The organism is Pseudomonas sp. BE134 (assembly GCF_031456105.1).
GTDB lineage: Bacteria > Pseudomonadota > Gammaproteobacteria > Pseudomonadales > Pseudomonadaceae > Aquipseudomonas.
In genome coordinates, this window is sequence record NZ_JAVDUA010000018.1 from 132,284 (window position 1) to 142,578 (window position 10,295).

At 58.9% G+C, this 10,295-nt stretch carries 11 protein-coding genes; 4 read left to right on the forward strand and 7 right to left on the reverse strand.

Annotated features, from left to right (window positions below):
• Window positions 1-74: 74 nt before the first annotated feature.
• Window positions 75-437 carry a diacylglycerol kinase gene (locus tag J2Y56_RS16665; protein ID WP_007947182.1) on the forward strand — a complete coding sequence of 121 codons (363 nt, stop codon included), beginning with the start codon at window positions 75-77 and terminating at the stop codon, window positions 435-437.
• On the opposite strand, the gene J2Y56_RS16670 is transcribed toward J2Y56_RS16665, so the two are convergent.
• Window positions 434-1,360, reverse strand: a complete 927-nt coding sequence (locus J2Y56_RS16670) for a LysR family transcriptional regulator (RefSeq protein WP_007947183.1) — start codon at window positions 1,358-1,360, stop codon at window positions 434-436. The genes J2Y56_RS16665 and J2Y56_RS16670 overlap by 4 nt on opposite strands.
• Before the next feature lie 122 nt (window positions 1,361-1,482).
• Between J2Y56_RS16670 and fpr the strand changes: the two genes are divergently transcribed.
• Window positions 1,483-2,262, forward strand: a complete 780-nt coding sequence (gene fpr, locus J2Y56_RS16675; RefSeq protein ID WP_007947184.1) for a ferredoxin-NADP reductase — start codon at window positions 1,483-1,485, stop codon at window positions 2,260-2,262.
• Window positions 2,263-2,384: 122 nt separating this feature from the next.
• On the opposite strand, the gene tsaA is transcribed toward fpr, so the two are convergent.
• The 6 genes from tsaA to rimO form a co-directional block, all read right to left on the reverse strand.
• On the reverse strand, window positions 2,385-3,083 hold the full coding sequence (tsaA, locus tag J2Y56_RS16680; RefSeq protein WP_310351460.1) for a tRNA (N6-threonylcarbamoyladenosine(37)-N6)-methyltransferase TrmO: 699 nt from the start codon (window positions 3,081-3,083) through the stop codon (window positions 2,385-2,387).
• Between the two features lie 170 nt (window positions 3,084-3,253).
• On the reverse strand, window positions 3,254-4,024 hold the full coding sequence (locus J2Y56_RS16685) for an SDR family oxidoreductase (RefSeq protein ID WP_310351446.1): 771 nt from the start codon (window positions 4,022-4,024) through the stop codon (window positions 3,254-3,256).
• Window positions 4,025-4,246: 222 nt separating this feature from the next.
• Window positions 4,247-4,717, reverse strand: a complete 471-nt coding sequence (locus J2Y56_RS16690; protein ID WP_223512306.1) for a DUF1456 family protein — start codon at window positions 4,715-4,717, stop codon at window positions 4,247-4,249.
• 76 nt (window positions 4,718-4,793) lie between these two features.
• The gene (locus J2Y56_RS16695) at window positions 4,794-5,504 is read right to left on the reverse strand and encodes an rRNA pseudouridine synthase (protein WP_007947188.1); all 711 of its coding nucleotides are present in this window, start codon (window positions 5,502-5,504) and stop codon (window positions 4,794-4,796) included.
• A 190-nt stretch (window positions 5,505-5,694) separates the two neighbouring features.
• The gene (locus J2Y56_RS16700) at window positions 5,695-6,168 is read right to left on the reverse strand and encodes a GNAT family N-acetyltransferase (protein ID WP_007947189.1); all 474 of its coding nucleotides are present in this window, start codon (window positions 6,166-6,168) and stop codon (window positions 5,695-5,697) included.
• Window positions 6,169-6,279: 111 nt separating this feature from the next.
• Window positions 6,280-7,617 carry a 30S ribosomal protein S12 methylthiotransferase RimO gene (gene rimO, locus J2Y56_RS16705; RefSeq protein ID WP_007947190.1) on the reverse strand — a complete coding sequence of 446 codons (1,338 nt, stop codon included), beginning with the start codon at window positions 7,615-7,617 and terminating at the stop codon, window positions 6,280-6,282.
• Between the two features lie 289 nt (window positions 7,618-7,906).
• On the opposite strand from rimO, the gene J2Y56_RS16710 reads away from it, so the two are divergent.
• Together J2Y56_RS16710 and J2Y56_RS16715 are read left to right on the forward strand one after the other, a co-directional pair.
• Window positions 7,907-9,808, forward strand: coding sequence for a potassium transporter Kup (locus J2Y56_RS16710; protein WP_007947191.1), 1,902 nt, complete (start codon window positions 7,907-7,909; stop codon window positions 9,806-9,808).
• A 162-nt stretch (window positions 9,809-9,970) separates the two neighbouring features.
• On the forward strand, window positions 9,971-10,129 hold the full coding sequence (locus tag J2Y56_RS16715) for a hypothetical protein (RefSeq protein ID WP_310351452.1): 159 nt from the start codon (window positions 9,971-9,973) through the stop codon (window positions 10,127-10,129).
• The last annotated feature ends 166 nt before the right edge of the window (window positions 10,130-10,295 follow it).

The window sequence follows — 10,295 nt, forward strand, 5'->3', positions numbered from 1 at the left end:
CGGCTACCTGTTCACGCTTTTTTAACCTTGCTTCATCTAGCGTTCCCACTTCTATTCGATCAGTTGCCTACTCTATGTCTCCTTTCAAAGGCCAAACCGGCCTAAAACGCATCCTCAACGCCTCCGGATATTCGCTGGATGGCCTGCGCGCCGCTTTCACCGGTGAAGCGGCTTTTCGGCAACTGGTGTTGCTCAACGTCATCCTGATTCCGATTTCGTTCTTCTTGAACGTCAGCCGCGTCGAGCAGGCGTTGCTGATTGCCGTCTGCCTGTTGGCACTGATCGTCGAGCTGCTGAACTCGGCAGTAGAAGCGGCCATCGATCGCATTTCCCTCGAGTTGCACCCGCTGTCCAAGAACGCCAAGGACATGGGCAGCGCTGCTCAATTCGTGGCGTTGACCATGATCGCGCTGGTGTGGGCCGTCATCCTGCTTTAAGCAATGTTCGGCAGAACGATCTCGTCGCTGCGCTGGACCCCTGCGGTGAACGCGCGGCACAGGTCGAGGAATTCGCGCATCGCCGATGTCTGATATTTCTGTTTGTGCCAGATGAAATAGAATTGCCGCGCCAGGTCCAGGTCCGGGGTCTCCACCGGGACCAGGCTGCCACGGCGAATGGCATCGCGTAGCGCCAGCCGCGAAATACAACCAATCCCCAGTCCCGACTCCACGGCGCGCTTGATCGCTTCGGTATGTTCAAGCTCCAGGCGAATGTTCAGCGCACTGTGATGGTGGCGCATGGCCTGGTCGAAGGTCAGCCGTGTGCCAGAGCCTTGCTCTCGCAATATCCACGCCTCGTGACTCAGTTCCTCCATGGTCGCGATACCGCGTTTGGCCAGTGGATGCTGGGGCGCGCAAAACACCACCAGTTCATCCTCGACCCAACTCTGCACTTCGATATCCGGATGGCTGCAATCGCCTTCGATTAGACCCAGATCAATTTCATAGTGGGCCACTTGCTGCACGATATTGGCCGTGTTCTGCACGTGCAGCTTCACTTGGCTTTCCGGGTGGCGTTGCATGAAGCTGCCGATCAGCAGAGTGGCCAGGTAATTGCCGATAGTCAGGGTCGCGCCGACCGCCAACGAACCGAAACCGGTTTTGCCGTTGAGCAAGTCTTCGATTTCCTTGGACTGATCGAGCAGTGCCACGGCCTGTGGCAGCAGCTGCTTGCCGAGGGCGTTGAGGCTCAGCCGCTTGCCGGCGCGGTCGAACAGCTGGCAGCTGGACTGGCGCTCCAGTTCGGTGATCGAGGTGCTCGCCGCCGATTGCGACAGGTTGAGCAAGCCCGCAGCACGGGACACGCTTTCCTGCTGGGCGACGGCGACGAATACTTGAAGTTGACGGAGAGTAAATCGCATATCTATATAACCGATAACCCTTATCTTAATAATCCATTTAACAGATATTGTCTCTGCCTTTAGAATGCGATGCAATTGCGCACATCGATGGCGCAGGCAAAATCTCCAGGAGTCCCACGTACATGAGCAACATGAACCACGAGCGTGTCCTCAGTGTTCATCACTGGAACGACACTCTGTTCAGCTTCAAGTGCACCCGCGATCCGGGCCTGCGCTTCGAGAACGGTCAGTTCGTGATGATCGGCCTGCAACAGCCCAACGGCCGCCCGCTTATGCGTGCTTACTCGATTGCCAGCCCGAACTGGGAAGAGCATCTCGAGTTCTTCAGCATCAAGGTGCCTGATGGCCCGCTGACTTCCCAGCTGCAGCATCTGAAGGAAGGCGACGAGATCATCATCAGCAAAAAGCCTACCGGCACGCTGGTGCTGGATGACTTGAAGCCTGGCAAACATCTGTACCTGCTCAGCACCGGTACCGGTCTGGCGCCGTTCATGAGCGTCATCCAGGACCCGGAAACCTACGAGCGTTTCGAAAAAGTGATCCTGTGCCACGGCGTGCGTTACGTCAACGAAGTCGCTTACCGCGAGTTCATCACCGAGCACTTGCCGCAGAACGAGTTCTTCGGCGAGTCTTTGCGTGACAAGTTGATCTACTACCCGACCGTGACCCGCGAGCCGTTCGAGAACGAAGGTCGCCTGACCGACCTGATGCGCAGCGGCAAACTGTTCAGCGACATCGGCCTGCCTCCGATCAACCCGCAGGACGACCGCGCCATGCTGTGCGGCAGCCCGAGCATGCTCGACGAGACCAGCGAAGTGTTGAACAGCTTCGGCCTGAAAGTTTCGCCGCGGATGCGCGAGCCGGGTGATTACCTGATCGAGCGTGCGTTTGTCGAGAAGTAAGCAACAACTCTGATTTACCTGTGGGAGCGAGCCTGCTCGCGATGGCGGAGTGTCGGTCGACATCAATGTTGGCTGACAGACCGCATCGCGATCAGGCTCGCTCCCACAGTTGTTTCTGGTATTCAGACCTTTGCGGGAATGACTTCAAGGACTCGGATAATCCCGGCCTCTGGATAATGCCAACGCACATCCAGGTCCCAGAACTGCGCGCCATATTGCCGTTCAGGCGTAGGCGTCTGGTAAGCCGGGCGCGGATCTTGTGCCAAACACTGCTCGATCAATGCCACCAAGGGTTCGTCAAGGCGCTGAGCATGGCCATGAGCCTGTTGCAGCGCTGAGTCTGTCCACTGGACGGGAATCAGCTGTGGCGCGGCGCTGGCGATGCTGTTGGAGGCGCTGTCGATGATGTCGGCATAAGGTACGTAGGGTTTGATGTCGAGAATCGGCGTGCCGTCCAGCAGGTCGATACCGGATATCCACAGGCGATTGGCTTCCACCTTGTCGAGTTTGACCACGGATTGCCCGATGCCATTGGGTCGATGCGTGGCGCGGGTGGCGAACACGCCCATGGTTTTGTTGCCGCCGAGGCGAGGCGGGCGGACTTTCAGGCGAGGTTTTTCTTCCAGTGCCTGATGGAACAGGAACAGCAGCCAGACGTGACTGACCTGCTCCAGGCCCTGCACCGCATCACCCTGATCGAACGGCGCGACCAATTCCAGAACACCGCGAGCGGCCGGGGCCAGTTGCGGCTGGCGCGGGATGGCGAACTTCTCCTTGAAGCAGGAGCGCACGAAGCCGATGGGGGAAACGCTGTAGGTCATGGTCTGGATCGAAGCGGGGGAGAGGGTGGGCATGATAACCCGAGCGGCCACAGGATCGGTGGTGCCTGTCAGTCCGCCATCGCGAGCAGGCTCGCTCCCACAGTAGATCTATGGTGCTCAGGAGATCCAGTGTGGGCGCGAGCCTGCTCGCGATGGCCGCGCCGCCGATCTCAGAGACTGAACCCACCATCCAAAGGAATAATATTCCCTGTCATATACGCACCGGCCGTGCCCGCCAGGCTGATCGCCAAGGCAGCCATCTCTTCCTCCCGCCCCCAGCGCTTCATGGGAATCAACGCCGTGTCGTCCGCCAGCGCCTGTTCATCATTGCCGATATGCTGGGTCATCTTGCTCGGGAAACGTCCCGGTGCAATCACGTTGACGTTGATGTGCTGGCTCACCAGCTCCCGCGCCAGAATCCGCGACAATTGGTGTAAGGCAGCTTTACTTGGGCCGTAGGCATACGCCTGTTCACCAAAGGAAGAAATCCCCGCTACGGAGCCGATGTTGATGATCCGCGCCGGATTCGCCTCTGAACCGGCTTTTCGCAACAGCGGCAAAAACTGCTGAATGCAGTTGAACACCGACGTCACGTTCAGCTGCATCACCTTTTCCCAGCCTTTGATCGGGTAGCTTTCCAGCGGCGCACCCCAAGTGGTGCCAGCGTTGTTTACCAGAATATCCAGATGAGTGATCTGCTCGCCCAGACGCATAGCTAGCTCAAGAACGCCTTCTTCGGTCGCCAGGTTGGCCGCCACTCCGTGGCAATGCCCGAATGCGCTCAATTCGTCAGCCGTTTGCTGGCAGGCTTCAGCATCCCTGGCGCAGACGTACACGGTTGCGCCGGCTTCGACATAAGCCTTGGCGATCATTTTGCCGATACCACGGGTGCCGCCGGTCACCAGTGCGGTGCGGCCTTGCAGGGAAAAGTAGGGGTGCATGGCGAATCCTGAGAGCTGAGGGTTGATACACCCTAGTCGTCAGCCGCCGTCAGCGGAGCCACTATTTTTGCGAGGAATGGGGGGCCATTCGGCCCTGTAGGAGCTGTCGAGTGAAACGAGGCTGCGATCTTTTCTTGTCCACTTGAGTTCCAAGCGAAAGATCAAAAGATCGCAGCCTCGTTTCACTCGACAGCTCCTACAGAGTAGATCCGCGGCGGGGGCTTACTGCGGGCGAACGCGCAGGGTCAGGCCTTTGAGGAAGTTGCGCAGCAACTGGTCGCCGCAGGTGCGGTAGTTGGTGTGGCCGAACTTGCGGAACAGTGCGCTCAGCTCAGGCTTGGATACCGGAAACTCGGCAGCCTTGAGGATGGCGTGCATGTCGTCTTCTTTCAATTCGAAGGCCACGCGCAGTTTTTTCAGGATGATGTTGTTGGTCACCGGGATTTCAATCGGCTGCGGGGGACGGCTTTCGTCCTTGCCGCGCTTGAAGATCACCAGGCCATCGAGGAAGTGCGCCATGACATCGTCCGGGCAGCGGACGAAGCCTTCCTCGTCTTCCTCTTTCTTGTCGAGGTAAGTCAGCAGGTCGGCGAGGGTCACGTCCATGCCGCCGAGCTTGATGATCTCGATGACTTTCTTGTCGCTGATGTCCAGCATGTAGCGAACGCTGCGCAATACGTCGTTGTGAATCATGGTGTGCAATCCTGATATTCAGCAGTGGGTGCCGCATCAAACAGCGGCGCCGGAATGTGTGGCGGCGGGAGAAGCCTTAGAACTTCTCTTTGCCGGACAGGTAGCGCCATTGCCCCAACGGCACTTTGCCGATGGACACGCCGCCGATGCGGATGCGGCGGATGGCGACGACCTTCAGGCCAACGGCCTGGCAAAACAGGGCGATCACGCCCGGTTGCGGGTTCTTCATCGCAAAACGCAGGCGGTTTTCGTTCTGCCAGCTGGCTTTGACTGGCGGCAGTTCCTTGCCCTTGTAGGTCAGGCCGTGGTTCAGGCGGTTGAGGCCGTGAGCCACCATGTCGCCTTCGACCTCGACCACATACTCTTGCTCGATCTTGCTGGCATCGGCGGTGAGTTTGCGCAGGATCTTCCAGTCCTGGGTGAACACGAGCAAACCGCTGGCATTGGCCTGCAGGTCGGTGCTGGCGGTCAGGCGCAGGAAGTGGCCCTTGAGCGGGCGTTTGCTGAAGCGGTGTTCTTCGCTCAGCGTCTCGGCGCTCAGGGTAGCCATGGCGGTTTCCGCGTCCATGCCCACGGGTACGTTCAACAGAATGGTCACCGGTTCCGGTGCGGTGGCCTTGGCCTCTGGATCGAGTTCGACTTTTTGCGTGTCGACCTTGAACTGCGGCTCGTCGATGACTTCACCGTCCACGGTCACCCAGCCGCCCTCGATGAACAGCTCAGCCTCCCGACGGGAACAGCCGACGAGTTCGATGAGGCGTTTGGAGAGACGAATCGGGTCAGTCATGACAGGGCCGTAACAAAAAAGGGGTGGGCATTGTACCTGCCTGGCGCCGGTTAATCCCGGCTCCATTTGCGAGGTTCGGCTTTTTGTGGGAGCGGGCTTGCTCGCGAATGCGATTTATCAGTCAACATTGATGTTGAAAGTGATGGCCCTTTCGCGAGCAAGCCCGCTCCCACACTTGTTCTGTGTTGTGTCAGCCGTGCTTTGAGACCTGCTGACTTTGGCGCAAGCGCATGTGCAACAGCGGATAAGGCTGGCCCATGCCGTCAAATTCCGAGCGGCCAATCACTTCAAAGCCTTGTTTGAAATAGAACCCCAGTGCTTGTGAGTTCTGTTCGTTCACGTCCAGCGTATCTGCATTCATGTGTTCCAGGGCATAGCCTAGCAACTGTTTGCCCAGACCCTGGCCACGGTGAGCCGGATCGATGAAGAGCATTTCGACCTTGCCGGCGGCGACCCCGGCGAACCCGGTGATGCGCTGGCGCGGGTCTTTGGTGCAAATCAGCATCACGGCATCAAGGTAACGGGTCAGCACCAGGTCCTTGAGCAACAGGATGTAGCTGTTCGGTAGAAAATCATGGGTGGCGCGCACCGAGGCTTCCCAGACCCGAGCGAGTTCTTCGTAGTCACTTTGTTTCGGTGTATGGATGACCGAATGATGGCGCATGGCCGGGTGTCCTGTGTGCAATTGATTGTGCGAGTCCCTTCCCACAAAACGATAGACGTAAAAAAGCCCCGCATCTCGTCAAGAGAGCGGGGCTTTTGGTATTTTTTACGTCTAGATCTGTTCAGCCCACAGGTCGTATTCGTCGGCATCGGTCACTTTGCACCAGACTTTGTCGCCCGGCTTCAAGTTGCTGCCGTTGTCGATGAACACGTTACCGTCGATTTCCGGGGCATCGAAGAAGCAGCGGCCAACCGCGCCTTGCTCGTCGACTTCGTCCACCAGCACTTCGATTTCACGGCCGATGCGCATTTGCAGGCGCGCCGAGCTGATAGCTTGTTGGTGCGCCATGAAGCGGTCCCAACGGTCTTGCTTGACGTCGTCCGGCACGATCTCCAGGTCCAGGTCATTGGCGGGTGCGCCTTCGACCGGGGAGTACTGGAAGCAGCCGACGCGGTCGAGCTGGGCTTCGGTCAGCCAGTTCAGCAGGTACTGGAAGTCTTCTTCGGTTTCGCCGGGGAAGCCGACGATGAAGGTCGAACGGATGATCAGGTCCGGGCAGATTTCGCGCCAGTTCTTGATCCGCGCCAGGGTCTTGTCTTCGAAGGCCGGGCGTTTCATCGACTTCAATACTTTCGGGCTGGCGTGCTGGAACGGGATGTCCAGGTACGGCAGAATTTTGCCGGCGGCCATCAATGGGATCAGCTCGTCGACGTGCGGGTACGGGTAAACGTAGTGCAAGCGAACCCAGACGCCGAGCGTGCTCAGGGCTTCGCAGAGTTCGGTCATGCGGGTTTTCACCGGCGCGCCGTTCCAGAAACCGGTGCGATATTTCACATCAACGCCGTAGGCGCTGGTGTCCTGGGAAATCACCAACAGCTCTTTGACGCCGGCCTTGACCAGGCGCTGGGCTTCGTCGAGCACATCACCGACCGGACGGCTAACCAGCTTGCCGCGCATCGACGGGATGATGCAGAAGCTGCAGCTGTGGTTGCAGCCTTCGGAGATCTTCAGGTAGGCGTAATGGCGCGGGGTCAGCTTGATGCCTTGCGGTGGCACCAGGTCGATCAGCGGGTTGTGATCCTGACGCGGCGGCACGACGTCGTGCACGGCGTTGACCACTTGCTCGTACTGCTGCGGACCGGTCACGGCCAGCACGCTTGGGTGCACGTTACGAATGTTGCCTTCTTCGACGCCCATGCAGCCGGTCACGATGACCTTGCCGTTTTCCTTGATGGCTTCGCCGATCACTTCCAGGGATTCGGCCTTGGCCGAGTCGATGAAACCGCAGGTGTTGACCACCACGACGTCAGCGTCCTGATAGGTGGACACAACGTCATAGCCTTCCATGCGCAGCTGGGTAAGGATGCGCTCGGAGTCGACCAGTGCTTTGGGGCAACCCAGGGATACGAAGCCAACCTTTGGATTGGCCGGCGCAGGAGTGGTGGACATGTCTAACCTCGGTATTTGGGACGCCTCCAGCCGAAAACGGCAAGGCGACAGACGGGCACTTTGCGTGCCTCTGATCAAAAAGTGCGCAATTCTAGCGATGAGTCGCTCACTTGACCAGCTTTATGCAGGGAAATACGACGAGTGCTGCGCTATGCTTCGCGCCGTCAGGCTTTACCGTTTTTTTACAGTCAACAAAACGTCTGTAACGTAAAGTAAGAAAACGCATGCTGCACGACAAAGCATAGTGCTTCTTTCAAAGAAGCCCGGGTCTGGGAATCAGGAGTGGTGGATGGGTCAGGCAAGTAGTCAGGCGGCGGGTGCCGAGCATTCAGCGGCAAAGCCGATCGGCATGCTGGTCGCGGCGGTCGGGGTGGTTTATGGCGATATCGGCACGAGCCCGCTGTACACCCTCAAAGAAGTGTTTTCCGGTGCCTACGGCGTACCGGTCAACCATGACGGCGTGCTGGGGATACTGGCGCTGATCTTCTGGTCGCTGATCTGGGTCGTTTCGATCAAGTACATGATGTTTGTCCTGCGCGCCGACAACCAGGGCGAAGGCGGGATCATGGCCCTGACCGCGCTGGCCAGACGGGCGGCGGCGGGGCATCCGAAGCTGCGCACGTTGCTGGTGGTATGCGGGTTGATCGGTGCGGCGCTGTTCTATGGCGACAGCATGATCACCCCGGCGATTTCCGTGCTCTCGGCCATTGAAGGGCTGGGGCTGGCCTTTGATGGCATCGACCATTGGGTGGTGCCACTGTCGCTGATCGTACTGGTGGCGCTGTTCCTGATCCAGAGCCACGGTACTGCGCGCATCGGCATTCTGTTCGGGCCGATCATGGTCACCTGGTTTGTGGTGCTGGGCGCGTTGGGTGTCTACGGCATCATGCAGCACCCGGAAGTGTTGCAAGCGATGAACCCGGTGTGGGGCGTGCGTTTCTTCGTCGTGCACCCGGGCATGGGCGTGGCGATTCTCGGTGCGGTGGTGCTGGCGTTGACCGGCGCCGAAGCGCTGTACGCCGACATGGGCCACTTCGGCCGCAAGCCGATTGCCCGCGCCTGGTTCATCCTCGTGCTGCCGGCGCTGGTGCTGAACTACTTTGGCCAAGGCGCGCTGTTGCTCGGTGACCCGGAAGCGGCGCGTAACCCGTTCTATCTGTTGGCGCCAAGCTGGGCGTTGATTCCATTGGTAGGGTTGTCGACCCTGGCTACGGTGATTGCTTCGCAAGCGGTGATTTCGGGTGCATTCTCCCTGACCCGTCAGGCGATCCAGCTCGGCTACATTCCGCGCATGCACATTCGACACACCTCCAGCGCCGAACAAGGCCAGATCTACATTGGCGCGGTGAACTGGGCGCTGATGGTCGGTGTGATTCTGCTGGTGTTGGGCTTCGAATCCTCCGGTGCCCTGGCCTCGGCCTACGGCGTGGCGGTGACGGGCACAATGCTGATGACCACCATCCTGGTGTCGGCGGTGATGTTGCTGCTGTGGAAATGGCCACCGGTCCTCGCCGTGCCGGTGTTGCTCGGATTCCTGCTGGTGGACGGTCTGTACTTCGCCGCCAACGTGCCGAAAATCGTGCAGGGCGGCGCCTTCCCGGTGATCGCCGGTATCGCGCTGTTCGTGCTGATGACCACTTGGAAACGCGGCAAGCAACTACTGGTGGAGCGCATGGACGAAGGCGGGCTGCCTCTGCCGATCTTCATCAGCAGTATCGCCGTGCAACCACCGCATCGCGTACAAGGCACCGCCGTGTTCCTGACCGCGCGCCCGGATGCCGTGCCTCACGCGTTGTTGCACAACCTGCTGCATAACCAGGTACTGCACGAGCAAGTGGTGCTGCTGACCGTGGTGTATGAAGACATTCCGCGCGTGCCCACGACCCGGCGCTTCGAGGTGGAGTCCCATGGCCAGGGTTTCTTCCGGGTGATCCTGCATTTCGGCTTCATCGACGAACCGGACGTGCCGCAAGCACTGAAGTTGTGTCATCTCGATGACCTGGACTTCAGCCCGATGCGCACCACCTACTTCCTCAGCCGCGAGACGGTCATCGCCTCCAAGCTGGAAGGCATGGCGCGCTGGCGGGAAGGGTTGTTCGCCTTTATGTTGAAGAACGCTAACGGCAATTTGCGGTTCTTCAATCTGCCGTTGAACCGGGTGATTGAGCTGGGTACTCAGGTAGAAATGTAAGCCCAACAAAAAGCCCCCGTTGCCGTGAAGGTGGCGGGGGCTTTTTTGTGTCTGGGTTTTTCTTATGTTTCTCGTCTGCTGGCTTTGATCTATGTTCCGTCGACGCAATATTTTGCGATCACATAGGCGTGCATGCCGCACGATAGTGAGGGATAGGTGAGTATGGAGGCTGAGATCGACGTCGATGTGCAGCAGAAAATGCTCGATGAGCTTGAGGGGCTTCGGATTGAAGCTGCTGCCCGGGAGCGACTGATCGGTTTTGATCAAGCCACCGCGGTGAGTCACGATGACATGCGGGCTCGGTACACCCAGGAAGACTGACGGCGCGGTTCAGAAGGGACTGGAGTCCGTGGTTTTTTTGCAGCTCAGCAATTTCCTTTGGTGCATGAAGATCCCTGTGGGAGATTCTATGTTGCAGGGGAACCCTGCAGCCGTAAATTCGGCTGGTATTCGCTCTGGTTTTTCATGAGGGCGAATGCCACCCGAC

Coding starts and splice junctions, on each gene's coding strand:
- J2Y56_RS16665 (WP_007947182.1), top strand. CDS start 75: ATGTCTCCTTTCAAAGGCCAAACCGGCCTAAAACGCATCCTCAACGCC.
- J2Y56_RS16670 (WP_007947183.1), bottom strand. CDS start 1,360: ATGCGATTTACTCTCCGTCAACTTCAAGTATTCGTCGCCGTCGCCCAG.
- fpr (WP_007947184.1), top strand. CDS start 1,483: ATGAGCAACATGAACCACGAGCGTGTCCTCAGTGTTCATCACTGGAAC.
- tsaA (WP_310351460.1), bottom strand. CDS start 3,083: ATGACCTACAGCGTTTCCCCCATCGGCTTCGTGCGCTCCTGCTTCAAG.
- J2Y56_RS16685 (WP_310351446.1), bottom strand. CDS start 4,024: ATGCACCCCTACTTTTCCCTGCAAGGCCGCACCGCACTGGTGACCGGC.
- J2Y56_RS16690 (WP_223512306.1), bottom strand. CDS start 4,717: ATGATTCACAACGACGTATTGCGCAGCGTTCGCTACATGCTGGACATC.
- J2Y56_RS16695 (WP_007947188.1), bottom strand. CDS start 5,504: ATGACTGACCCGATTCGTCTCTCCAAACGCCTCATCGAACTCGTCGGC.
- J2Y56_RS16700 (WP_007947189.1), bottom strand. CDS start 6,168: ATGCGCCATCATTCGGTCATCCATACACCGAAACAAAGTGACTACGAA.
- rimO (WP_007947190.1), bottom strand. CDS start 7,617: ATGTCCACCACTCCTGCGCCGGCCAATCCAAAGGTTGGCTTCGTATCC.
- J2Y56_RS16710 (WP_007947191.1), top strand. CDS start 7,907: ATGGGTCAGGCAAGTAGTCAGGCGGCGGGTGCCGAGCATTCAGCGGCA.
- J2Y56_RS16715 (WP_310351452.1), top strand. CDS start 9,971: ATGGAGGCTGAGATCGACGTCGATGTGCAGCAGAAAATGCTCGATGAG.